This window comes from Acidovorax sp. (genome assembly GCF_034519795.1).
GTDB lineage: Bacteria > Pseudomonadota > Gammaproteobacteria > Burkholderiales > Burkholderiaceae_C > Acidovorax.
The window spans coordinates 66151-88377 of sequence record NZ_JAXHOB010000012.1 but is presented as its reverse complement, the minus strand read 5'-3'; the positions used below and the strand labels follow the sequence as shown (position 1 = coordinate 88377).

General features: G+C 69.5%; 23 protein-coding genes. 4 read left to right on the top strand and 19 right to left on the bottom strand.

Going from position 1 to position 22227, the window contains the following annotated elements:
* Positions 1 to 17: 17 nt before the first annotated feature.
* From U5N23_RS13975 to U5N23_RS13965, 3 genes are all read left to right on the top strand, one after another.
* A complete protein-coding gene (locus tag U5N23_RS13975) occupies positions 18 to 512 on the top strand; it encodes a YfiR family protein (protein ID WP_322593408.1) in 495 nt (164 codons plus the stop codon).
* Positions 509 to 2395 carry a putative bifunctional diguanylate cyclase/phosphodiesterase gene (locus U5N23_RS13970; protein ID WP_322593407.1) on the top strand — a complete coding sequence of 629 codons (1887 nt, stop codon included), beginning with the start codon at positions 509 to 511 and terminating at the stop codon, positions 2393 to 2395. Before U5N23_RS13975 ends, U5N23_RS13970 begins: the two co-directional genes overlap by 4 nt.
* An 83-nt stretch (positions 2396 to 2478) precedes the next feature.
* Positions 2479 to 2979: a hypothetical protein gene (locus U5N23_RS13965; protein WP_322593406.1), complete on the top strand. Its 501-nt coding sequence runs from the start codon at positions 2479 to 2481 to the stop codon at positions 2977 to 2979.
* Between the two features lie 24 nt (positions 2980 to 3003).
* Here U5N23_RS13965 and map read toward each other — a convergent pair whose 3' ends face one another.
* From map to U5N23_RS13915, 10 genes are all read right to left on the bottom strand, one after another.
* Positions 3004 to 3807: a type I methionyl aminopeptidase gene (map, locus tag U5N23_RS13960; RefSeq protein WP_322593405.1), complete on the bottom strand. Its 804-nt coding sequence runs from the start codon at positions 3805 to 3807 to the stop codon at positions 3004 to 3006.
* Positions 3807 to 4076, bottom strand: a complete 270-nt coding sequence (locus U5N23_RS13955; protein WP_322593404.1) for a ParD-like family protein — start codon at positions 4074 to 4076, stop codon at positions 3807 to 3809. Before U5N23_RS13955 ends, map begins: the two co-directional genes overlap by 1 nt.
* A gap of 77 nt (positions 4077 to 4153) precedes the next feature.
* Positions 4154 to 6262, bottom strand: a complete 2109-nt coding sequence (locus tag U5N23_RS13950) for a TonB-dependent receptor domain-containing protein (protein ID WP_416208609.1) — start codon at positions 6260 to 6262, stop codon at positions 4154 to 4156.
* Between the two features lie 187 nt (positions 6263 to 6449).
* Positions 6450 to 6890 (bottom strand): hypothetical protein, encoded by a 441-nt coding sequence (locus tag U5N23_RS13945; RefSeq protein WP_322593403.1) that lies wholly within the window; start codon positions 6888 to 6890, stop codon positions 6450 to 6452.
* A 16-nt stretch (positions 6891 to 6906) separates the two neighbouring features.
* Positions 6907 to 7494, bottom strand: coding sequence for a DUF3299 domain-containing protein (locus U5N23_RS13940; RefSeq protein ID WP_322593402.1), 588 nt, complete (start codon positions 7492 to 7494; stop codon positions 6907 to 6909).
* A 67-nt stretch (positions 7495 to 7561) separates the two neighbouring features.
* The gene (locus tag U5N23_RS13935) at positions 7562 to 7816 is read right to left on the bottom strand and encodes a hypothetical protein (RefSeq protein ID WP_322593401.1); all 255 of its coding nucleotides are present in this window, start codon (positions 7814 to 7816) and stop codon (positions 7562 to 7564) included.
* 27 nt (positions 7817 to 7843) lie between these two features.
* Complete coding sequence (locus U5N23_RS13930; RefSeq protein WP_322593400.1) at positions 7844 to 9070, bottom strand: ABC transporter permease; 1227 nt, start codon at positions 9068 to 9070, stop codon at positions 7844 to 7846.
* Between the two features lie 4 nt (positions 9071 to 9074).
* Positions 9075 to 9737 carry an ATP-binding cassette domain-containing protein gene (locus U5N23_RS13925; RefSeq protein ID WP_322593399.1) on the bottom strand — a complete coding sequence of 221 codons (663 nt, stop codon included), beginning with the start codon at positions 9735 to 9737 and terminating at the stop codon, positions 9075 to 9077.
* Entirely contained in the window at positions 9734 to 10159 is a 426-nt protein-coding gene (locus U5N23_RS13920; protein WP_322593879.1) for a transcriptional repressor, read from the bottom strand. The genes U5N23_RS13925 and U5N23_RS13920 overlap by 4 nt, the downstream gene beginning before the upstream one ends.
* Positions 10160 to 10326: 167 nt before the next feature.
* The gene (locus tag U5N23_RS13915; protein WP_322593398.1) at positions 10327 to 11199 is read right to left on the bottom strand and encodes a DUF6597 domain-containing transcriptional factor; all 873 of its coding nucleotides are present in this window, start codon (positions 11197 to 11199) and stop codon (positions 10327 to 10329) included.
* A gap of 97 nt (positions 11200 to 11296) precedes the next feature.
* Between U5N23_RS13915 and U5N23_RS13910 the strand changes: the two genes are divergently transcribed.
* Positions 11297 to 12262 carry an SAM-dependent methyltransferase gene (locus tag U5N23_RS13910; protein WP_322593397.1) on the top strand — a complete coding sequence of 322 codons (966 nt, stop codon included), beginning with the start codon at positions 11297 to 11299 and terminating at the stop codon, positions 12260 to 12262.
* Here the strand turns inward: U5N23_RS13910 and msrA are convergent.
* From msrA to U5N23_RS13865, 9 genes are all read right to left on the bottom strand, one after another.
* Entirely contained in the window at positions 12249 to 12794 is a 546-nt protein-coding gene (msrA, locus tag U5N23_RS13905) for a peptide-methionine (S)-S-oxide reductase MsrA (protein ID WP_322593396.1), read from the bottom strand. The genes U5N23_RS13910 and msrA overlap by 14 nt on opposite strands.
* A 69-nt stretch (positions 12795 to 12863) precedes the next feature.
* The gene (locus U5N23_RS13900) at positions 12864 to 13727 is read right to left on the bottom strand and encodes an isocitrate lyase/PEP mutase family protein (protein ID WP_322593395.1); all 864 of its coding nucleotides are present in this window, start codon (positions 13725 to 13727) and stop codon (positions 12864 to 12866) included.
* Positions 13724 to 15130: an FAD-dependent oxidoreductase gene (locus U5N23_RS13895; protein ID WP_322593394.1), complete on the bottom strand. Its 1407-nt coding sequence runs from the start codon at positions 15128 to 15130 to the stop codon at positions 13724 to 13726. Before U5N23_RS13895 ends, U5N23_RS13900 begins: the two co-directional genes overlap by 4 nt.
* Positions 15127 to 15753: an isochorismatase family cysteine hydrolase gene (locus tag U5N23_RS13890; RefSeq protein WP_322593393.1), complete on the bottom strand. Its 627-nt coding sequence runs from the start codon at positions 15751 to 15753 to the stop codon at positions 15127 to 15129. Before U5N23_RS13890 ends, U5N23_RS13895 begins: the two co-directional genes overlap by 4 nt.
* The gene (locus U5N23_RS13885; protein WP_322593392.1) at positions 15750 to 17792 is read right to left on the bottom strand and encodes a hydantoinase/oxoprolinase family protein; all 2043 of its coding nucleotides are present in this window, start codon (positions 17790 to 17792) and stop codon (positions 15750 to 15752) included. Before U5N23_RS13885 ends, U5N23_RS13890 begins: the two co-directional genes overlap by 4 nt.
* A complete protein-coding gene (locus U5N23_RS13880) occupies positions 17789 to 19498 on the bottom strand; it encodes a hydantoinase B/oxoprolinase family protein (RefSeq protein ID WP_322593391.1) in 1710 nt (569 codons plus the stop codon). The genes U5N23_RS13885 and U5N23_RS13880 overlap by 4 nt, the downstream gene beginning before the upstream one ends.
* The gene (locus tag U5N23_RS13875) at positions 19491 to 19994 is read right to left on the bottom strand and encodes a 3-isopropylmalate dehydratase (protein ID WP_322593390.1); all 504 of its coding nucleotides are present in this window, start codon (positions 19992 to 19994) and stop codon (positions 19491 to 19493) included. Before U5N23_RS13875 ends, U5N23_RS13880 begins: the two co-directional genes overlap by 8 nt.
* On the bottom strand, positions 19991 to 21268 hold the full coding sequence (locus U5N23_RS13870) for a 3-isopropylmalate dehydratase large subunit (protein WP_322593389.1): 1278 nt from the start codon (positions 21266 to 21268) through the stop codon (positions 19991 to 19993). The genes U5N23_RS13875 and U5N23_RS13870 overlap by 4 nt, the downstream gene beginning before the upstream one ends.
* Positions 21265 to 22215 carry a tripartite tricarboxylate transporter substrate binding protein gene (locus tag U5N23_RS13865; RefSeq protein ID WP_416208621.1) on the bottom strand — a complete coding sequence of 317 codons (951 nt, stop codon included), beginning with the start codon at positions 22213 to 22215 and terminating at the stop codon, positions 21265 to 21267. The genes U5N23_RS13870 and U5N23_RS13865 overlap by 4 nt, the downstream gene beginning before the upstream one ends.
* Positions 22216 to 22227 lie beyond the last annotated feature (12 nt).

Here is a 22227-nt window from a genome sequence, read left to right as displayed (position 1 = left end):
TCCTCGCGGGGCTGTGCATGCTTGCCTGCTGTCCCTGGAGCGGCGCGCAGGAGAAAATCGGCGAAAACGAGATGAAGGCCGCCTATGTCTTCAACTTCATCCAGTTCGTCGAATGGCCCCAGGGCGATGGCCGCGCCGGCACCGAATGGACCATCTGCGTGTCCCCCTTCAGCCCGCTGAAACGCACCCTGCTGGCACTGGAGGGTCGCCCCGCGCGCAAGGACAACCCCATCCGCATACGCCTCTGGGAGGCGAACGAAATCGACGACTGCCGCGTGCTGGTGCTGCATGGCGCGGACACGGACCGGGCCCTGCGCGCACTGCGCACCGCCCCCGGCAAAACAGCCGTGCTGACCATCGCCGACGATCCGGCGGCCGCCCCGGCGGACATCATGATCACCCTGCACCGGGACGGCGACCGCATCGTCTTCGACATCAATGCCGATGCCATCGGCAAGGCCGGCCTGTCGGTCAGCTCACGCCTGCTGCGCCTGTCCAGGGGGGCCCGGTGAATCCCGACAGCCCGGCCACCGCAGACCCAGGGCAGCTGTCATCGCGCGTGGTGGCGACCGGGCTGCTGGCCACCGGCCTGGCCTTGCTGACCATGGTCCTGGCCCTGACGGCCTTCGACTACTGGAGCAGCCGCCAGGCCATGCTCGCCGACAGCCGGGTGGAGGCGGCCATCGTGGCCGACAACATCTCCACGGCCGTGATGTTCCGCGATGCCCATACGGCGGAAGAGATCCTGGGCGCCCTCAAGGCCTCGCCCATGGTGCTGATGGCTGGCATCTACGATGCACAGGGCGTCCTCTTCGCCTCGTACCAGCGCGATGGCGACCAGGTGGCTCCGGGCACGCTCCCGGGCGGTGGCAACGGGGATTTCGAACACCAGGGCCTGTACCTGCTGGAGATGGCCAAGCCCGTGAAGTTCCGGGGCAAAAGCTCGGGCAGCATCTACCTGCGCAAGTCGATGGGCGAGGTCTACACCCACCTGGTCATCCGCTTCGGCGGCGCACTGCTCATCGCCGGCGGCACCATGGCGCTGGCCACCGCGCTGGTGCTGCGCAGCCGCGCGGCGGTCGGCGAGGCGGAGCGCCGCCTTCAGGTGCTGGCCCACCAGGATGCGGTGACGGGCGTGGGCAACCGGCACTTCTTCAACGAGCGCCTGGCGCATGAAATCGACCGCGCCGCCACGCTGGGCAGCAAGCTGGCACTGGTCTACATCGACCTGGACAATTTCAAGACCTTGAACGACACCTTCGGCCATGCCGCCGGAGACGGCCTGCTGCGCCAGGTGGCACAGCGCCTGCAGTCGGTGGTGCGCGCGGGCGACGACATCTGCCGCATGGGGGGCGACGAGTTTTCCGTCATTCTGCGGCTGGACATGGACGAGGCGGCCCTCGGCAGCTACGCGGAACGCATCATTGCCGTGTTCGAGAAAGGCTTTGTCGAGTCGGACCAGGAGGTGATGGTGACCTGCAGCGCAGGCATCGCCACCTACCCGGGCGACGCGCCGGACCGGGACAGCCTCATCAGCTGCGCCGACACGGCGATGTACCGCGCCAAGGACCTCGGCAAGAACCGCTGCGAGCGCTTCGATGCGTCCATGAACCTCGCCGCCGTGCGCCGGCATGCCATCGAGAAGGCCCTGCGCCAGGTGCTGGAGGACGGACAAGGCCTGGCCCTGCACTACCAGCCGGTGTTTTCGGCCGGGGACCAGAAGATGATCGGTGCCGAGGCGCTCCTGCGCTGGTCGCATGACAGGCTGGGCCATATCCCGCCCCTGGAGGCCGTGATGGTTGCGGAAGAATGCGGCCTGATCGTGCACCTTGGCTACTGGGTGGTGCGCACCGCATGCCGGGACGCTGCGCGATGGCAGGCACAGGGCCGGGCCCCCTTGCGCGTGGCGGTCAACGTCTCGGCACGGCAGCTTAACGACCCGCAGTTCCTGGAACGCGTGATGGACATCCTGCGCGAGGAAGGCCTGCCGGCCCACCTGCTGGAGATCGAGCTCACCGAGACCGTGCTCATGGAGAACATGGACGCCTGCGCCAGCACCCTGCACCGCCTGAGCCAGCTGGGCGTGCACCTGGCCATCGACGACTTCGGCACCGGCTACTCGTCGCTGGCCTACCTGCGGCGCCTGCCGATGAAGCGGCTCAAGATCGACCGCAGCTTCATCCGCGACCTGCCCGAGCAGGAGCACAGCCGCATGATCGTCAAGGCCATCATCGCGCTCTCGCACGGCCTGGGCCTGGCGGTCACGGCCGAAGGCGTGGAGACCCAGGCGCAGATCGACTACCTAGTGGACGCCGGCTGCGATGTGCTGCAGGGCTTTGCGTTTGCGCGGCCCATGCCGGTGGAGCAGTTCGAGGCGATGCAGGCAGCGCGGTAGATGCGTGCCCCGCCCCTTTCAGCAAGGCTCCGAAAGAGGCATCCAGTGCCTTTGCGCGAGAATGCGAAAAGCGACAAAAAGCCATGCGAAAAAACACCGGAGATCCGCCAAAAGACCCACTGTACCGCCGTGTGAACACGACGGCGCGCGGTGTTCACCACCTCTTCGGCGGGGACTACCGGCATGGGCGCAACGCCAGGGAGCCAGGCGAGCGCCACGGGCTGGCACCATCACCGCAACGCCTGTCGATGCATGGCAAGGTGCGCCGAGGGTTGGACTACACGCCACTGTTCAGGTTTCTGCTGTCCAGGGTCGGTATGCCGTGGAACGATGTCCATCGCGAAGCCGTTTCGCGGCTGGACCAGCACGCGCCAATCTACTGGATGGTGGCATTGGAAGCACACCAGCGCCAGGAGTACGTGCGCCTGGGCGAAGCCAGCTATTTCAGCGGCCTGTATGTCGATGAGAAAGGCATCCTGCAGATTGTCAATCCGGCACTGGGCCCGTCCAGCCTCGCTCCGCATTGCCGCTGCTGCACCCACACGTTCAACGGCATTCCTTTCACCCAGCGCGTCGTGGGTTGAGCTCCATCCAAGTGACCACCGGATTCAGGCAATCGCCGGATAGCTCCCCGTGCCCTCGGGCCAGGCCGTCAGCACCTCGAAACCATCGGCCGTCACGGCCACCATGTGCTCCCACTGGGCCGACAGGGAGTGGTCGCGTGTGACCACGGTCCAGCCGTCGGGCAGTTCGCGGGTTTCGCGCTTGCCGACGTTGATCATCGGCTCGATGGTGAAGACCATGCCCTCTTCCAGGGTGATGCCCTGGCCGCGCTGGCCGTAGTGCAACACCTGCAGGTCCTCGTGGTAGATCTGCCCGATGCCGTGGCCGCAGTAGTCGCGCACCACGCTGAAGCGCTCGCGCTCGGCCACGCTCTGGATGGCATGGCCCACGTCCCCCAGCGTGGCGCCGGGGCGCACCTGGCGGATGCCGGCACACATGGCCTCGTAGGTGGTCTCCACCAGGCGCCGCGCCAGGCGGTTGGGCTCACCCACGTAGTACATGCGGCTGGTGTCGCCGAACCAGCCGTCCTTGAGAACGGCCACGTCGATGTTGATGATGTCGCCCTTCTTGAGCACCTTGTCGGCCGCAGGCACGCCATGGCAGACGACATGGTTGACGGAGGTGCACACCGTCTTGGTGAAGCCGTGGTAGCCGATGTTGGCCGGTATGGCCTGCAGCTCGTTCACGATGAATTCGCGGCAGCGCTCGTCCAGCGCCTCGGTGGAGACGCCGGGCTGTACATAGGGGCCAATCATCTGCAGCACCCGGGCCGCCAACTGGGCGGCAATGCGCGACTGGGCGATCTCGGCGGGCGTCTTGATGATCACCTGGGGGTGCCTGGCTCCCATCACTGCACCCGCCTGACCTGAACGCTGGGCTTGCTGCCACCGTCGGCAGATGGCAGGGCCTGCGCCAGCACGGCCAGATCGAATCCGCCCGCCTGCTCGGCGCGGATCAGCATCTGGCAGATCTGGCTGTGGCTGAGCTCGGGGTGCAGCTCGGCAAGCATGCCCACGCGCATCCAGTGCTCGGCCTGGGAATTGATGGAACGAGACAGCGCATTGCTGGCAATGCGCAGGTTCTCATGCATTTGGTCGGAAATTTTGACGATACCCATGGGCTGAATTATACGAAACATATACGTTTCGTGTAAACCCATGGAACTTCGGGCCGGCCCTGCGGCCGGCCCTGGCATCAGAACGCGACCTTGACCCCCAGCGTCAGGTTGCGGCCCATGAGCGGCGCTGCGTTCTTGATGAACGAGGTGTGGGCGTAGGCCAGGCGGTCCGTCAGGTTGTTGGCCTTGAGGTACACCTGCCAGGGCGTCTCGCCGTTGTACTTGCCGCTGTAGCTCACGCCCAGGTTGAGCATGCCGTAGCCGGGCGTGGCCGACTCGAACTCGGCCACGCGGTTCTGGCGTGCCACCTGCACCCATTCGACCTGGCCGTCCCAGGCGTTCCAGTTGGCATCCATGCGCACCCCGGCGCGCGTGGCGGGAATGCGCGGCAGCAGGCCGCCACCGGCCAGGCGCGCGCGCACCGTGTCGCCGAACAAAGTGACGCCCAGGTTGCGCGTGATGCGCTGGCGCACCTGGCCCTCGATGCCGGTGAAGGTGGCGTCGGCCTGGGCGTACTGCAGCAGTTGCAGGCCATCCACTTCGTCGAGCGTGCGCCCGTAGATGTAGTTGCTGATGCGGTTGCGGAACACGCTCACGCCGAAAGTGGTGTCGCCGCTGGTCTTGCGCAGGCTCAGGTCGATGTTCTGCGAGGTTTCGGAGCGCAGGTCGGCGTTGCCACGCTCGTAGGTGCTGGTGGCCATGTGCAGGCCGTTGGCGTAGAGCTCTTCGGCCGATGGCGCGCGGCTGGCGCGGGTCAGCGAGGTGCCCAGCTGGTAGCCCGGGGTGAACTGCCACACGGCGCCCAGCGATGCCGAGGTGCCGTTGTGGCTGCGCTCGATGCCCGAGGTCTGGGCCTCGGCCGTCTGGCGGTCGTGGCGCAGCGCACCTTCGAAGCGCCAGTCGCCCAGGCGGTACTCCTCGAGCACGAACAGGCCGGTCTTGCGCGTGGTGGTGGGCTGCACATAGGCCTCTTCCCCGTCGGCGCTGAACTTGCGCTCTGAGGTCTGCAGGCCGAACACGCCCTTGAAGCCGGCAATCGGCTCGTGCTGCAGCTCGACGCGCGTGTCATAGGCCTTGTTCTTGAAGGTGGTGCTGATGGCGCCATCCTCCACCTCATCGTGCACGTAGTCCGTCACGCCGGCACGCAGGCGCAGGGCCGAGAAACCAGCAAACGGGTTGCGCAGCTCGCCGCGCACATCGAAGCGCTCGCTGCGCAGGTCCACCACCGGCACGTCGCCGGCCTCGGCGCCATGGTCGTGGTCGTGCCCGTCCTCTTCGCCATGCTCGCCGCAGTGCAGGTGGTTGCCGTGGGTGTGGCAGCCTTCGAAGCTGTGGTTGTGGCCCGGCAGGCCATAGCGCGCCGTCTGGCGGGTGTAGGCGGCGCCCAGGTAGCCACGGTCGCCCACCCAGGACAGGCCCACGCTGCCGGTGTCGGTGCGGTTGAAGCTGCCCAGCACCTTCCTGGCCGGTTCGCCATTCGGCGCCCAGCCCTTGCCCACGCGGTAGTCGCCGGCATCGCGCGAGACGCCTTCCACATGCATCGCGAGGTTGCCGGCGCCGCCGGTCAGTGAGAAGGCCCCTGCCCCCTCGCGTGCGCCGGTGTTGGCGCGCAGCTCGGCACTCCCTTCGTAGCCCTTCTGCGGAATGGCCGTGGGGATCTTGCCGTCGAGCACGTTGACCACGCCGCCCACGGCGCCGTTGCCATGCACCAGGGCCGAGGGGCCGCGCAGCACTTCGATCTGCGTGGCCAGCAGGGGCTCGGACACCACGGCATGGTCGGGGCTGATGGTCGAGGCATCGTGCAGTTCGGCACCATCCGACAGCACCTTCACGCGCGGGCCGTCCATGCCGCGGATGATGGGGCGGCTCGCGCCCGCGCCGAAGTGGCTGCTGGTGATGCCGGGCTCGCTGTTGAGCGTCTCGCCCAGGGTGGCCTCGCGGCGGCGCACGAGTTCGTCGCCCTCGAGCACGCTCACGGGCGTGGTCATTTCGCTGGCGCCCAGCTGCAGGCCGCTGGCGGACACCGTGACGGAGGGCAGGCTGGGCGCATCGGGGGCGGCAGGTGCCGCCGTCTGGGCAAAAGTGCCACCGGCCGAGATCGCCAGCATGGCGGCCAGGGCCACAGGATGCAAGGTGGGGTGCAGGGCGGGACGGCGGGGGGTGGCGTGGCGTTGTGGTGTCGTCATGGTGTTCATTGGCAAAGGCCGGGCGCGGGTGCGCGCATTCATGCTGCTGGGCAGGCATGGAGAAAAAGGGAAGCACGGCTGCGCGGCCTGGATTGCAGGCCGCTGCCGTCAGGGGGTCATGGGGAATGGGGGCGCAATGCACCCGCCAGTCCCTGCGCAGTACGCCAAGGACAGCAAGGCGGGGTCTTCAGCCCAGCAAGGCAGGCGGTCCGCGCGCCTGGAACAGCGCGACATGGCGCGCCAGCACGCGCTCGGCGTGCACAGCCACCGGCGCAAGGGCCGGTGATCGGGGCAGCAGCACCGGGGCGGTGCCGTGCAAGGCATCGCCCAGCGCCAACTGGTCGAGCAAGAGGCAGTCCACCCGGCTGTGGCTTGCCAGGAAGCCGCCGAGCAAGTCCGGTGCATGGGCGGAGGCATGCTCCACCACGGCCGGCGTGCCATGGCCGGCATGGATCTGGGCCAGCGGCTGCGCGTGCGCAACCTGGTGCAGCCGCCCGAGCGTGGGCACCCAGGCCAGGGCCAGCACCAGCCACACCAGCGCCGCATGGGCCACCCACGCGCGCGCACCCCGCCGGGGGCGGGGGGCAACTGCCGCAAGGGCAGTCGGCTGGGTGCGCAGGGGGGTCACGGGGAGGATTGTCTTGTTACTTCACCGGCACGGCTTCGACCACGCGGTAGTACAGGCCGTAGGGGTCGTTCTGCAGCACGGTGAACCGGCCCTCGACCACCACGGGCTCGAGCGAGTAGCGCACGGGTGTCTTGGCCTTCACTTCGACCATGCTTTCGGGCCCGCCGGGAATGCAGAACGAGCAGGTCAGCGGCACGGAGGTGAGCAGAAAGTGCGTCTGCGTGGCCTTGGCATCGAGCGGCATCATGAAGCCCTGGATGCGCTGCACCGTCTTGTCCATGCCCTGCTGCTGGGCGTTGAACACGGGCAGGATGCCGTCCTTGGTGGTCTTCTTGGTCAGGTCGCTGAGTACCGACCATGGCACCACGTCGTTGCGCTGGGGCAGCGGCGCGATGGGGCTGTTGGGGCTGTGGTAGCCCGCGCCCGAGCCCGTCGGCGCCGTGCCCGGCATGGGCGAACTGAGCACCGGCGTGTTGTAGGGCGCGCCGGCCGTGGCCGCAGGCTTGCTTTCGGCATGGGCGCTGCCCACCCCCGCCAGGGCGCAGGCCAGCACCAGCGCGGCAGAGCGCGCTGGCAGGGAACGGGGCAATGGAGGGTGGTGCATGCAGAAGTCCTTGTTAACGGGGCCGGTGGTATTTTCTTACAGTTGTGCAGGCGTCGTGTGCAATGGGTCAATGCGCATGGCGCATGCCGCAGAACTTGCCGATACCAAGACCCTTGCAGGCCACCTGGAGTTCCTTCTGGCACTGGTCGTGGCCCTTGCCCGACTCCAGGCACTTGGCTGCAGCCTCGTGCGCGGCGGCCATGGCACGGTGGCGCTGGATGTCGGCCTTGGTTTCCTGGTCGGAGTGCGCGCCCTGGGCGTGTGCCAGGGCGCCTGCCAGCAGCAAGGGGGCCAGGGCCAGGGCGGTGAGCAGTTTTTTCATGACGATCCTTTCGGGAGCAGTTGGTAATCAGGGTTGGCTGAGCAGGTCGGCCACTTCGGTGCGGTAGGCCTGCATGGCGGGCAGCAGCGCAGCAAAGGCGGCCACGACCACGGCGATCAGCGGCACACCCGCCTCGGCGGGCAGCCACACCAGGCCGCTCACGGGCAACAGGCCCTGGGCCTGCAGCACCCAGCCGAGCACCTGGGCCAGGCCATGGCCCAGCAGCAGGCCCAGGGCCGAGGCCAGGACGGCCAGCCACAGGGCCTCGCACAGCACCAGGCCCGCCACGCGGCCCGGCGGCGCGCCCAGCATGCGCAGCATGGCCAGGTCGGTGCGGCGCTCGCGCACGGCATTCCACAGGGCGATGAACACGCTGAGCGCGGCCACGGCCAGCAGCACGCCGCCAAAGGCGCGCAGCACATCGGCCCCCACGCCCAGCAGGCGCAGCAGGCGCGTGACCTCGATGGCCGGGGCCGCTGCTTGCATCGACGTGTCGGCATTGATCTGGCGCGGCAGCGTGACGGCGGCCATGGGCGTGCGGTAGCGCAGCAGGGCCACGGTCACCTCGCGCTCCTCCTTGAGCACCGCCAGGTCCTCGGGCTCGGTGGCGGTGGCCGTCTCGTGCACCATCCAGACGGATTCGGTGGAGGTCAGGATGAGCCGGTCGAGCACGCAGCCGCAGGCGGCCAGCACGCCGGCCACGCGGTACGGGTGCTCGCCATGGGCATGCCCTCCCCCGCCCAGGCCATGGCTGCCGATGAAGGTGGCACCGACCAGCGGCGCGCCGGCATGCGCTCCGCCCACGATGCCGCGTGCCACCGTGGCGCCCAGCACCGCATCCATGGGCTGCTGCCAGGGCTGGCCTTGCGCAACGGTGGCGCCATACAGCGCCAGGTAGTCCGGCGTGGTGCCCACGATGCGAAAGCCCTGGTAGCTGTCGCCCAGGCTCAGCGGGATCACCTGGGCCACCAGCGGGTTCTTCTGCAGGGCCTGCACTTCCTGCAGCGGGATGTTGCCCGTGGGCACATCGATATGGAACACCCCGGCCAGGATGAGCTGCAGCGGGCTGCCCTTGGCGCCCACCACCAGGTCGATGCCGTCCAGGTCGCGCTCGAAGGCCCGGTCGAGCTGCGTGGCCACCAGCAGCACCAGGGTGATGGCGGCCAGGCCGAGCGTGAGCACCAGCAGGTTGAGCACGGCGGCCAGCGGGCGCGCCCAGAGATAGCGCCAGGAAAGCGAAAGAAGTTTGGCCATGGAATCAGGAGACGCGCATGGCGTTGAGATCGAGTTGCTGCAGGCCCGGCACGGCGGCCAGGGCCTGTACCACGCGCTGGTCGTGCGTGGCGATCACCAGGCTGGCGTCGCACGTTGCGGCGCTGCTCTGCAGCAGGGCCAGGGCATCGGCCGCGGCCTCGTCATCGAGGCTGGCGGTGGGCTCGTCGGCCAGCAGGATCTGCGGCTGCAGCAGCACGGCGCGGGCCAGCGCCACGCGCTGCGCCTGCCCGCCCGAGAGCTGGTGCGGGCGGCGCGCGGCCAGCTCGGCCACGCCCACCTGGGCCAGTGCGCGGTTGATGGCCGCATCGTCGCGCGGCAGGCCGGCCGCAAAGTACACCAGGGCCAGGTTGTCGGACACGGTGAGCGCGCTGCTCAGGTGCAGCTTCTGCGGCAAAAAGCCGACGCTGCGCGCGCGCCAGGCATCGATCTCGGCGCCGCGCTGTGTGCCCAACTGGGTACTGGCCACGAACAGGTCGCCGCCCGCAGGCGAGCGCAACCCGGCCATGAGGGCCAGCCAGGTCGACTTGCCCGTGCCCGAGCGCCCGCGCAGCAGCAAGGTGCCGCCCTGGCGCAGGTCCACATCGGGAAAGCGCAGTGCTTCGCTGCCTGCGGCATAGGCGTACGAAAGGCCCCGTGTGCGGATCATGCGGCGGCCCCCTCGGCCGGGTGCGCGCACCCGGCGCAACGGCCGCGCACGGCAATGTCCACCGCCAGGCTTTCGTGTCCGGCCGTGGCCAGCGCCTGCAGCACCTGCTTCAAGGCGCTTTGCACGCGCGCCGAGCCTTGCGCCAGGCGAAACTGGCGGTGGCAGTCGCCGCACTCGAAGCGGGGAGCTGTGCCCTCCCCGCCCTGCGGCGCCAGCGCAAAGCGCGTGACGCGGGCGGCATCCACCTGCCGCTGCAGCAGGCCGGCGGTGGCAAAGCGGTCGAGCATGCGGTAGACGGTGACCTTGTTGACCGGCGCACCGGCTGCCGCCAGGGCGGCTTCCACCTCGGCTTCGGACAGCGCGGCATCGGGCCGCGCCTCGAACAGCTGTGCCAGCGCCCGCGTGGCGCGCGTGGCCCGCATGCCGGCTGGCAGGGTCCAGGCGCTGTGCGTGGCGGCGGCAGAAGAAAGAGGGGGATGAATCGTGGGCATGAAGGGAGTGGCTGACCGGCGCTGGCCTGGTAACGCAATCGACTTGCATTATGCATGCTGCACACCGGTTGCCGGCCATTTCCGGACGAAGCCGCCGGTCAAGACCAGAGCCGATAGAACCAGTAGCTGTCGTCCGTGTCCACGCCGCGCGCCAGTTCGCCCGGGCTGTGCCCGGTGACGCGCTGCGTCTCGCGGCACAAATGCGACTGGTCCGCATAGCCTGCGCCAGAGGCCACGTCCTGCCAGCGCGGCACCTGGCCGCTGTGCTCGCTGTCGGTGCGTGCCTGCAGCAAGGTCGATTCGGCGCGCGACAGCCAGGCCAGGCGGCGCACGGGTTGGCCTGCCCAGGCGCGGGCGTGGCGCTCCAGGCTGCGCAGGCTGCCGCCCAGCCCGCTGGCCGCTGCATGGGCCTGCAGCGCGCGCATCCAGCTGGCGCCAGGGGCACCGTCGGCACCATCGGCAACCTGCGCGCCATCGCCGCTGCGCCAATGGGTGGCCACCATGTCTTCGATCAGTGCCATCCGGGCGGCATCATCCTGCGCCTGCCTCACGGCATCGCACAGCGCACGCCATGGCGCCGGCAGCACCTCCTGGGCGGGCAGCAGGCCATCCACCAGTGCGCTGATGGGCAGGCCGGTGAGCTGGTGGAAGGCATGGGGCTGGAACACCACCCCGAAGGTGCGCACCGGCCCGGGATTGCGCGTGGCCCAGGGGCGGGTCTGCGGTCCCAGCAGCAGCGTGGAGGCCAGGGGCTGGGGTGCACCGCCTTCGGGATCGATGCGCTCGGAGCTGCCCTGTAGAAACCAGGCCACGCCGCAGTAGACCGATGCCGGGTAGCGGTTCAGACGCGGTGCCTCCTGCAGGGGCTTGCCGCCCGTGGTGTCCTTGATGAGGTAGGCACGGATACAACCTGCCAGCGCAACAGGCGGCAGGGCGACGGTGGCAAAAGGGAGCGGGAATCGCAGGCGCACGCCTCGCATCGTAAACGGGTTCGCCAGGCAAGCGCCCGGGGTGCCCATGGCGAAATCGTTCAAGACGGCCGGGCGCGGGCCTTTCAGAATCGCCTCCATGGCCCACAACCCACCTCCCCTCTCTTCTGCCCTGCAACCCCTTCTGGCCTCGGCCCGGCCCAGCCGCACGGCCTTGCTGTGCGGCATTGCCCGCGCCCGGCACCAGTTGCTGGACGGGGGTGAAGTGTTCGCCGACCCCCTGGCCCTCGACATCCTGGGCCCCGAACTGGGCGTCGCGGTGCGCCAATGGGCCATCGACCATGGCCCCGGAGGGCACCTGAGCGACCGGGGCAGCTTTTCCGAAGCCATGCGCGGCGCCCTGGCCGCCCGCAGCCGCATCGCCGAAGACACCCTGCGCGAGGCGGTGGCCGCCGGGGCCACGCAGTACGTGGTGCTGGGCGCGGGCCTGGACACGTTCGCCTTGCGCAGGGGCTGGCCCAAGGGGCTTGCCCGGGTGTTCGAGGTCGACCACCCGGCCACCCAGGCCTGGAAGCAGCAGTTGGCCGCCTGCGCCGGCCTGTGGATGAGGCCAGGCGCGACCCATGTGCCGGTGGACTTCGAGCGCCAGGACTTCATGCAATATCTGATAGCCCAGGGTCTGGACCCGCACGAACGCACCGTGTTTGCCTGGCTGGGCGTCAGCATGTACCTGGCCCCCTCGGCCGTACGGGCCACGCTGGAACGCATCGGGACGCAGATGGCGCCGGGCAGCGTGCTGGTTTTCGACTATGTGCGGCGCCCTGCCCCGAAGGAGCTGGGCCGGCGGCTGGCCCTGGGCCTGATGGCGCGCCGCTTTCGCCGCATGGGCGAGCCCTGGAACTGCCTCCTGGATGACACTGAACTGCAGGCCATGCTCGCGGACTGCGGCTTTGCGCGCCCGGAAATCATCAGTGCGCAGGACATCCTGCGCACCCTGCTGTCGAGCCGCCCCGCCTCCCGGCTGCAACGGGCCATGGGTGGGCTGCTGGGCGGCGTGGTGCGCGTGCGGGTAGCGCCCGGGGCGGGTACCGTCAGTCCTCCTTGAGGTACTTGCGGAAGGTCTTGCGGAACTTGTCCACCTTGGGGCCCACCACAAAGGCACAGTAGCCCTGGCCCGGGTGCTTGGCGAAGTAGTCCTGGTGGTAGTCCTCGGCCGTGCTGTAGTTGGCCAGGGGCTTCACTTCGGTGGTGATGGGCGCGCCGAACAGCTTGTCCTGCGACATCTGGCGCACCATGGCGTTGGCCAATTCGCCGTGGGCCGGGTCTTCGTAGTAGATACCGCTGCGGTACTGGGTGCCCACGTCGTTGCCCTGGCGGTTGAGCGTGGTCGGGTCGTGGGTGTGAAAGAAGATCTCCAGGATCTCTTCGAGGCTGATCTCGTCGGCATCGAAGGTCAGGCGCACCACTTCGGCATGCCCGGTGTCGCCCTGGCAGATCTGCTCGTAGGTGGGCTGGATGGTCTGGCCATTGGTGTAGCCGCTTTCCACGTCGGTGATGCCGCGCACGCGGTCGAACACCGCCTCGGTGCACCAGAAGCAACCGCCGCCCAGGGTGATGGTTTGCAGTTTGTCTGCCATGTGTTCTCCATGCAAGGAAGGATTTCCATGGGATGGTAAGCGGCCTCGGGTGCCGCAGTGCCGGCGGGGCTATTCGTACTTCCTGCCCTGCTCCATCAACTCGGGTGTCCCGATCAGCGCATTGAGCCCGTCGAAGTCCAGCATGCGCTCCTTGAACGGCGCCGTGGTCTGGTGCGTGTGCAGGCTGGCGTAATAGCCCTGCAGGGTGTGGGCGACGGCCCGCGCCGTGCCGCCCGGGAAGATGGCGATGCGAAAACCGCGCTGCCCCAGCTCCTGCGCGCTTTGCACCGGGGTCTTGCCGCCTTCGACCATGTTGGCCAGCAGCGGGATGCGGTGGGCAAAGCGCTGGCAGGCGGCGTCCATCTGCTCAGGCGTGCGCAGGGCTTCGATGAAGAGCGCGTCCACACCGCATTCGAGGTACTGCTCGGCGCGGTCGAAGGCCGCCTCGGTGCCCTCCACAGCCAAGGCATCGGTGCGTGCCAGCACCAAGGTGTGGGAATGGTGGCGCGCGTCGAGCGCGGCGCGCAGTTTGCCCACCATTTCGGCGGCAGGCACCACGCTCTTGCCGTCCAGGTGGCCGCAGCGCTTGGGAAAGCCCTGGTCCTCGATCTGCACCATGGCGGCGCCGGCTCGCTCGAAGCCGCGCACGGTGCGCTGCACATTCAGGGCGTTGCCGAAGCCGGTGTCGGCATCGACGATGACCGGCGCTCGCACCCGCTCGGTGATGCGCGCCAGCGTGTCCTCCACCTCGGTGTAGGTGGTCAGGCCCACGTCGGAACGGCCCAGCCGCGTGTAGGCGATGGAGGCGCCCGAGAGGTACAGCGCCTCGAAGCCGGCCTGCTCGGCCACCAGGGCGCTCAGTGCGTCGTAGACGCCGGGGGCCAGAAGGATCTGCGGCTGCTGCAGCCGTTCATGCAGGGATATCGTGCTCATGCGGTGGTGCTCTTGGTGGGTTCCAGCAGGTGGGCGGCGGTGTGGGCCGCGATGTAGCCACCGGCCACCGCGCTCAGCAGGCCATTGCCCGAGAGGTAGCCCCAGACGGCATCGCCCGAGACGCCGCGCGCCGCGCCGCCGGCTGCCAGCAGGTTGGGAAACGGGCAGCCTGTGGTGTCGATTACCCGGCATTGCGCGTCGATATCGAGACCGCCCTGGGTATGGAACAGCGCGCCCGTGACCTTCACGGCGCAGAACGGTGCCTGCAGCGGCCGGGCGTCCGGACGCGGGTACGGGCCCTGCCCCCCGATGGTGGCCGCCAGAGCGGCCTCATCACAGCCGATCACGGCCGCGAGGGCCTGCACGCTGTCGCAATGCTTCACGGCGCCCGCAGCCTCGGCATCCACGAAGTCCGGAAAGCCGCGCGCCAGCGCCAGGAGGGGCGCGTCGAACACATTCCAGGCCACGCCACCCGGTTGCGCCAGCACATGCACCGAGGCCTCCGAGTAGCCCTGCGTCTCGTCGTGGAAGCGCCGGCCCAGCGCGTTGACCTGCAGGCCCCCCTCCATCATCAGCGCCCAGGAGATCAGTGCACCCTGCGGGATGGCCCAGGAGCCATGGCCCTGGTAGCCGCCCAGGTCCGCCAGGCGCGCGCCGAGCGCACGGCCCCAGGCGATGGCGCTGCCATCGTTGCCCGTGTGGCCGGCGAACAGGGCATCGCGCATCTCGGGCAGCAGCTCGCGCACCATGGCGGCATTGCCGCCAAAGCCGTTGCAGGCCAGGAGGACCGCATCGCACGACAGGTGCTCCAGCGTGCCATCCGGCCGCTCGTAGCCCACGCCGATCACCAGGCCGGTGTCGTCGGCCCACAGCTCGCGCACAGTGGCATCGGTCACCAGGGGGATATCGGCCGCCGCAGCGGCGTTGGCCAGGCGGCCCATCAGGCCCACCCCGGTCTTCTCGGGCACGGCATGCATGCGGCGCAGGCTGTGGCCGGGGTACAGAAAGCCGTCGAGCACCTGCCACTGCAGTCCATGGCGCTCTTGCAGCGCATCGAGCGCAGGGCCGATGGCCCGGGCATAGGCCTGCACCAGTTGCGGTGCCGCCCTGCCCTTGGCCTTGGCGCTGATGTCGGCGGCAAAGCGCTCGGGGCTGTCGCCAATGCCCAGTTCCTTCTGCACCCGCGTGGCCGGTGCCGGGATGAAGCCCGAGGACAGGGCCGAGGAGCCCGTGGGCGTGGCATCGCGCTCCAGCACGGCGCATTCGATACCCAGGTCGTGCAGCACCAGCGCGGCCGTCAGGCCGCAGGCGCCGCCGCCCACGATGGCCACGGGCACATGGTTGCCCTGCGCGGCCGCAGGCATCCGGTCGGCGCGGCGAATGGTCGGCACCGTGCCCGTCATGGCGTGCCAGCCGCCAGCGCAGCCATGAAATCGGCGCAGTTCAGCACCTTGGCCACGGTGGCCATGTCGGCCAGCGCGGTGTCGTGCACGTCCTGGCGGAAGGCGGCGCAGCCGTCCGACAGCACCAGGGTGCGGTAGTCGCGCATGTGGGCATCGCGCACCGTGCTGGCCACGCCGCCGTTGGTGACGATGCCGCACACGGCCACGGTGTCGATGCCCGCGCGGCGCAGCACCCAGTCGAGCTGGGTGTTGAAAAAAGCCGAGTAGGCCACCTTGCACACCGAGACATCCACCCAGGGGGCGATCTCGGGCACATGGGCCTGGCCACGGCTGCCGGGCGCGAAGTCGCCGCGCCGCAGAAAGGGCCGCAGCGCCTGGAGGTGCGGCGAGACCATGGGCTCGCCCTGGGCGTCGGGCCACAGCGTGAACTGGCTGCCCGCGACCAGGCCGCCGCCGGCCTTGACGGAGGTGGCCACCTGCGCAACCCGCGCCGGCAAGGCCTGCGCCGCAGGGCTGACCGCGCCGCCGCGCGCATAGGCACCGTCGGGCGCCAGGAAGTCGTTCTGCAGGTCGACCACGACCAGCGCCACGCGCCGCGGACTGAGGGGCGTGGCGGCCGTCATGCTGCGCGCACCAGGAGGTTGCCCAGCGTGTCCACCGTGGCATGGAAGCCCGGCTCCAGCCACACCGTGGTGTCGGGCTGTTCCAAAATGGCCGGGCCGTCGATGCGGGCGCCCACCGGCAGGTCCAGCCGCGCATGGCGCGCTGCATCCCACCACTGGCCGGCGTGGAACACCCGCTGCACGCCCAGGGAGGGGTTCAGCGTGGCCGATTGCGGGGCCAGCACCGTGAGGTCGAACTTGGGGCGCACACCCACGCGGGCATAGCGCAGGTTCATCACCCGCACCGCGATGCCGTCGAGCACGCGGCCGAAGGCGGCGCGGTAGGCAGCCTCGAACGCCGCCTGGATACCCTCGCGGGTGAGTGCCTCCGCTGCGAGCGGCACCTGCACGGTGTGCGTCTGCCCGGCATAGAGCATGTCCAGCGCAATGACCTCCTGCACCTGCACGAACTGCACACCCGCCGAGTCCAGCCGCTGCTGGCAGGCAGCCGACAGGGCCTGCACGCGCTGGCGCAAGTCGGCCACGTCCAGGTCGGCCAGGGGCTTGTTCAGGGTCTGCACTGCGTCATGGCGCATGTCGGCCATCACACAGCCCAGGGCGGATGTAACACCGGGATAGCGCGGTACGATGCCCGTGCCCACGCCCACCTCGCGCATCATGGCGCAGACATGCAGCGCGCCGCCACCGCCGAACGGCATGTAGGCGAACCGGCGCGGATCATGCCCGCGCTCGATGGACACCACGCGCACGGCGCCGGCCATCTTGGCATTGGCCACGGTGAGGATGGCCTCGGCCGCCGCCATCACATCCAGGCCCAGGGGCTGGGCCACATGGACTTCAATGGCCTCGCGCGACTTGCCCGCGTCCATGGCAGCCAGCAGGCCGCCGCCCAGGGGCCGGTCGGCCGCGATGCGGCCCAGCAGCACGTTCGCATCCGTCACCGTGGGCCGGGTGTTGCCGCGCCCGTAGCAGGCGGGGCCCGGCACGCTGCCGGCCGACTCGGGACCCACCTGCAGCATGCCGCTGGCGTCCACCGAGGCGATGGAGCCGCCGCCCGCGCCGATGGTCTCGATCTGGATCATGGGCGAGCGCACCACCATGCCGAACTCAATGGCGGTCTGCGCCGCCAAGGCCGCCTCGCCGCCAGCGACCAGCGACACGTCGAACGAAGTGCCCCCCATGTCGCCCGTGATGGCATCCGGGAAGCCTGCCGCCCGCGCGATGGCCGCACAGGCGATCACCCCGGCCGCCGGGCCCGACAGCGCCGTGCGCACCGGCACGTCGCAGGCCGTCTGGCGCGACATCACGCCGCCATTGCTTTGCACGATGAGCAGTTCGCCTGCGAAACCCTGGCCGCGCAGGTCACCCTCCAGCCGCTCCAGGTAGCTGCCCACCACCGGCTGCAGCGCGGCATTGAGCGTGGCGGTCGAGCAGCGCTCGAACTCGCGGATCTCGGGCAGCACCTCGCTGGCGGCCGTCACATGCGGGTTGGGCCAGAGGCTGCGCACGGCGGCCACGGCTGCCTGCTCGTTGGCCGGGTTGGCATAGGTGTTGATGAAGAACACGCAGACGGCCTCGCAGCCGGCATCGAGCAATGCCTGGGCCTGCGCCTTGACCTGGCCCAGGTCTACAGGCGTGTGCACCGTGCCATCGGCCAGCACGCGCTCGTCCACCTCCAGGCGCAGGTCGCGCGGCACGATGGGCTCGAAGCTGCCGCGCAGGCCCCAGGTCTGCGGGCGGTCACGACGGCGCATCTCCAGCACGTCGCGAAAGCCGCGCGTGGTGATGATGCCGGTGCGCGCCACCTTGCGCTCCAGCAGCGCATTGGTGCCCACCGTCGTGCCATGCACGATGGTGGCGATGGCCGCCGCCGAATCCGCCACGCGGGCCACCCCGTTCATGAAGCCGCGCGCCTCCTCGCCCCTTGTGGAGGGCACCTTGACGATGCGCGCACTGCCATCGGTCTCGTCCAGCACGAACAGATCAGTGAAGGTGCCACCCACGTCCACCCCCACCACGAAGGAAGCCTTGCCGCTCATGCTGCGCCTTTCACTGCTGCTGCGCTGTTGTCCGCCACCACATAACCCATCGCCTCGTCGCTCCGGCGCGCTGCGGCTGACCGTGCCGCCGGCACGCCGTAGCCCCCGCCACCGGGTGTCTCCAGGCGCACGCGCTCGCCCTTTTTCAGTTGGATACCGATCATCTTGGAGCGCATGGGCGGCACCTTCCACGTGCCCGCGTTCTCGTAGCTGAAGACGTTCATGGCGCCCTCCCCGCCCCCGGCAATGCCCTGGGGCGCGGCCTTGCCGCGCTCGCCGAAGATGAAGACCTCGGCGTCCTGCTCCAGCAGCTCGATCTCGTAGATGGCCCCCAGGCCGCCGCGGTGCTGGCCGTCGCCGCCCGAGCCTGGGCGCAGCGCCCACTGGGTGAAGCGCACGGGGTACGCTGCCTCCAGGATCTCCAGCGGCGGAATGGTCGCGGTGGAGATCGGCGCATTGCCGTGGCTCATGCCGTCGCCGTCCGAATGCCCGCCGTGGCCGCCACCGAAGAAACTGAACATCACCCAGCGCTGGCCCTTGCGGGCGGCATCGGTGCGGTGCCCGGCGATCGAGAGCGCATTGATGGTGCCGTAGGCCTGGGCCATGGCCCGTTCTGGCGCGGCCAGGGCCGTGGCGCTGAAGATCACGTCGATCATGCGCAAAATGGTCTCGGTGTAGCCGCCCACCGGGCGCGGCCGCGCGGCGCTGATCACCAGGCCATCGGGCAGCACGAAGTCCACCGCGTCGAGCACACCCGCATTGGCCGGCACATCCGGAAACAGGTGCTTGAGCGCCACGTAGCAGGCCGCGATGGCCGTGGCGCGCGAGATATTGACTGGACCGGCGCACTGGGGTGAGGTGCGCGAGAAGTCGAGCGTGAGCCGGTCGCCCTGCACGGTCATGTCCAGGGCGATGGTCAGCGCCTCGTCCTTCACGCCATCGTTGTCCAGCATGTCGCTGAAGCTGTAGCGCCCATCGGGCAGCGCCGCGATGTGCGAGCGCATGAGCCTGACGGCGCGCGTGCGCAGCTCGCCCATGGCCTGTAGCACCACGGTGTCGCCATACTGGTCGAGCAGGTCGTGCAGGCGCCGCTCGCCCAGGTCCAGGGCCGAGAGCTGGCCATTGAGGTCACCCCACAGGCTGTCGGGCAGGCGGGTGTTGGCCTTGAGGATGGCCAGCACGTCCTCATCGAGCGCGCCACTGCGCACGATGCGCACCGGCGGTATCTGCACCGCCTCCTGCCAGCACTCGGTGGCGGCGGGGTTGTAGTTGCCTGGCACGTTGCCGCCCACATCGTGCCAGTGCGCGGCCGAGGCAAGAAAGCAGTACAGCCTGCCGTCGCGAAAGAAGGGCCGCACCAGCTTGAAGTCGTTGGCATGCGTGCCGCCCTCGTAGGGGTCGTTGAACAGCCAGGTATCGCCCTGTGCCATGCCGCCGCGCCCGGCTGCGATGCGCATGGCCGCGCGCACCGCGAAGGCCATGGCCCCCACGAACACCGGCAGGCCCGACTTGCCCTGCACCAGGGTGTCGCCGCTCGTGGCATCGTACAGGCCGTGGCAGGCATCGTGCGCCTCGGCGATGATGGGGTTGAACGCGCTGCGGTAGAGCGTGGCGTCCATCTCGTCGGCAATCTGCTCGAGCCGGCCGCGCAGCACCGCGAGGGTCACGGGGTCCGTGCTGCTGGTGGTGGTTGTCTGTTCAGCCATTCAAGGCCTCCTTGCCAAATCGGGTGCGCAGCTGGTTCATCAGACCGCCAGCGCGCACCATGTCCATGAGAAACGGGGGAATCGGATCGCACGCCAGGCGCCTGCCATCCGCGGCGATCACCGCAGGGGCCTGCCAGTCGAGGGCAATCTGCGCACCCTCGCCCACCTGGTCCGCCTGCGGGCAGGTCAGCAGCAGCAGGCCCAGGTTGAAGGCGTTGCGAAAGTACAGGCCGCTGAACGATGGCGCGATGACCGCCACGATGCCGAGCCGCACCAGCACCGCGGCGGCCTGTTCGCGCGAGGAGCCGATGCCGAAATTGGGCCCGGCCACGATCACGTCGCCCTGGCGTACGCCGCCCACGAAGTCCGGGCGCACCGATTCCAGGCAGTGGCGCGCCAGCACGTCGATGCCGTGCTTCATCGCGTGGCCTGGGGCCAGCACGTCGGTGTCGATGTCGGCACCGAGCTTCCAGACCCTGTGCAGTGCGGCGCTCATGCCAGCACCTCGCGCGGGTCGGCAATCCGGCCCTGCAGGGCCGAGGCGGCCACGGTATAAGGCGACGCCAGGTACACCTGGGCCGTGGCCGAGCCCATGCGCCCCTTGAAATTGCGCGCCGTGCTGGAGATCACGGTAGTGCCGTCGCCCACGCTATCGCCATAGCCGGCGCAGGCGCCGCAGGTGGTAGGGAACAGCTCGGCGCCCGCGTCCTCCAGCACCTGCAGCACGCCTTCGGCCCGGGCGGCGGCCTGGTCCTGCTGGCTGGCAGGTGCCACCATCAGGCGCACACCGCTGGCCACGCGCTGGCCGCGCAGCACGCTGGCGGCGGCGCGCAGGTCGTCGAGCTTGGCGCCCGTGCAGGCACCGATGTAGGCCACGTCGATGCGCGTGCCCGCATGCTGACCCACTGCGGCGGTATTGGCGGGGCTGTGCGGCGCGGCCACCTGGGGTGCCAGGGTGTCGGCGTCGAAATCATGGCGGGTGAGCGGCGCGCCGGGGTCGGTCGCCCAGGCATCCAGGCCTTGCAGATCGGCTTCTGGCACGCCGTGGGCGGCCAGCCAGTCGTGCGTGGTCGCGTCGGGGGCGATCAGGCCGGCCTGGGCGCCCAGCTCGGCGCTCATGTTCGAGAGCGTCATGCGCTCCTGCATCGACAGGGTCTGCACGGCCGGGCCAGCGAACTCCACCGCCTGGTACTGGCCACCGTTCATGCCGAAACTGCCGATCAAGTGCAGCATCATGTCCTTGGCGGTCACGCCGGCTGCAAGGCGCCCGCTCCAGTGCATCTGCAGGGTGTGCGGCACGCGCAGCCAGATCTCGCCGGTGACCACCACGCCCAGCATCTCGGTGCTGCCGATGCCGAACATATAGGCACCGAAGGCCCCGCCCGTGGGCGAATGCGAATCGCCCCCCACGCAGAACATGCCGGGGCGGATGTGGCCGTGCTGGGGCACCACCACATGGCAGATGCCCTGGCCGTCGTACACATGGGGCAAGGCCTGCTCCTGCGCCCAGTCGCGCGCGATGCGCACGATGCGGCGCGATTCCTCGTCGCGCTCGGGCAGGTAATGATCCATGACCAGCACCACCCGCGACTTGTCCCAGATGGTGGCACCGAGCTCGTCAAGCATGGGCTTGAGGCGCCGCGGACCGGACGAGTCGTGGAACATGGCCAGGTCCACCTTGCAGTTGACGATGTCCCCCGGCGCCAGGCCGGTGCGCCCGCTCGCGCGGGCCACCAGCTTCTGTGCCAGGGTGCTGGGCGGGGAGCTCATTCGGGCTTGGCTCCAGCAAAACGCACGATCTTGGCCCAGCGCGGGATCTCGGCCTGCACGAAGCGCGCGAACTCCTCGGGGCTGTTGCCCACGGGCACGGCGCCTTCGGTCTCCAGGCGCTTTTTCACCTCGGGCGTGGCGATGGCCTGGCGGGCTGCGTCGCTCAGGCGCTTGGCCAACTCGGGGGCCATGTTCCCGGGCCCGAAGAGGCCGAACCAGGCGCTCGACTCGTAGCCCGGCAGCACCTCGGCGATGGCGGGCACGTCCGGAAAGGCCGGCAGGCGCCGGGCACTGGTGACGCCAAGCGCGCGCAGCTTGCCCGCCCGCACCTGCGCCTGGGCGTTCCCTACGGCGGCGAACATCAGCTCCACCTGCCCGGCCAGCACGTCCTGCAGCGCCGGCGCCGTGCCGCGGTAGGGAATGTTGACGATGTAGGCGCCCGACTGCATCTTGAAGGCATCGCCCGCCAGGTGCAGGGAGGAGCCCACGGCACCGATGGCGAAGTTGAACTTGCCCGGCCGGGCCTTGGCCAGCGCGATCAGCTCGCGCACATCCTTGGCCGGCACTGAGGGGTTGGCCACCAGGATCGATGGCGAGGTGGCCACACAGGTCAGCGGGGTGAAATCCTTGATGGGGTCGAACGGCAGCGAGGGGTAGAGGCTGGCGTTGATCGCGTGGCTCGTGAAGCTCATGAGCAGTGTGTTGCCGTCGGGCGCGGCCTTGGCCACCGCATCGGCCGCGATGTTGCCGCCCGCGCCCGGGCGGTTTTCCACCACCACGGTGCGGCCGAGCTGGCGGCCCATCTCGCTGGCCAGGTTGCGCGCCAGGGTGTCGGTGGAGCCGCCGGCGGGCGCACCCACGAGGATGCGGATGGGGGCGTTCTGGGCCAGCGCATGGCCCAAGGGCAGCACCGCGGGCAGGGCCAGCAGCAGGTTTCGGCGTGGAATCGTCATGGGGCT

Bases quoted from the DNA above. Each gene is read 5' to 3' on its own strand.
- U5N23_RS13975 (WP_322593408.1), top strand. From the start codon at position 18: ATGCTTGCCTGCTGTCCCTGGAGCGGCGCGCAGGAGAAAATCGGCGAA.
- U5N23_RS13965 (WP_322593406.1), top strand. From the start codon at position 2,479: ATGCGAAAAAACACCGGAGATCCGCCAAAAGACCCACTGTACCGCCGT.
- map (WP_322593405.1), bottom strand. From the start codon at position 3,807: ATGGGAGCCAGGCACCCCCAGGTGATCATCAAGACGCCCGCCGAGATC.
- U5N23_RS13955 (WP_322593404.1), bottom strand. From the start codon at position 4,076: ATGGGTATCGTCAAAATTTCCGACCAAATGCATGAGAACCTGCGCATT.
- U5N23_RS13950 (WP_416208609.1), bottom strand. From the start codon at position 6,262: ATGACGACACCACAACGCCACGCCACCCCCCGCCGTCCCGCCCTGCAC.
- U5N23_RS13940 (WP_322593402.1), bottom strand. From the start codon at position 7,494: ATGCACCACCCTCCATTGCCCCGTTCCCTGCCAGCGCGCTCTGCCGCG.
- U5N23_RS13935 (WP_322593401.1), bottom strand. From the start codon at position 7,816: ATGAAAAAACTGCTCACCGCCCTGGCCCTGGCCCCCTTGCTGCTGGCA.
- U5N23_RS13930 (WP_322593400.1), bottom strand. From the start codon at position 9,070: ATGGCCAAACTTCTTTCGCTTTCCTGGCGCTATCTCTGGGCGCGCCCG.
- U5N23_RS13925 (WP_322593399.1), bottom strand. From the start codon at position 9,737: ATGATCCGCACACGGGGCCTTTCGTACGCCTATGCCGCAGGCAGCGAA.
- U5N23_RS13920 (WP_322593879.1), bottom strand. From the start codon at position 10,159: ATGCGGGCCACGCGCGCCACGCGGGCGCTGGCACAGCTGTTCGAGGCG.
- U5N23_RS13910 (WP_322593397.1), top strand. From the start codon at position 11,297: ATGGCCCACAACCCACCTCCCCTCTCTTCTGCCCTGCAACCCCTTCTG.
- msrA (WP_322593396.1), bottom strand. From the start codon at position 12,794: ATGGCAGACAAACTGCAAACCATCACCCTGGGCGGCGGTTGCTTCTGG.
- U5N23_RS13900 (WP_322593395.1), bottom strand. From the start codon at position 13,727: ATGAGCACGATATCCCTGCATGAACGGCTGCAGCAGCCGCAGATCCTT.
- U5N23_RS13895 (WP_322593394.1), bottom strand. From the start codon at position 15,130: ATGACGGGCACGGTGCCGACCATTCGCCGCGCCGACCGGATGCCTGCG.
- U5N23_RS13890 (WP_322593393.1), bottom strand. From the start codon at position 15,753: ATGACGGCCGCCACGCCCCTCAGTCCGCGGCGCGTGGCGCTGGTCGTG.
- U5N23_RS13885 (WP_322593392.1), bottom strand. From the start codon at position 17,792: ATGAGCGGCAAGGCTTCCTTCGTGGTGGGGGTGGACGTGGGTGGCACC.
- U5N23_RS13880 (WP_322593391.1), bottom strand. From the start codon at position 19,498: ATGGCTGAACAGACAACCACCACCAGCAGCACGGACCCCGTGACCCTC.
- U5N23_RS13875 (WP_322593390.1), bottom strand. From the start codon at position 19,994: ATGAGCGCCGCACTGCACAGGGTCTGGAAGCTCGGTGCCGACATCGAC.
- U5N23_RS13870 (WP_322593389.1), bottom strand. From the start codon at position 21,268: ATGAGCTCCCCGCCCAGCACCCTGGCACAGAAGCTGGTGGCCCGCGCG.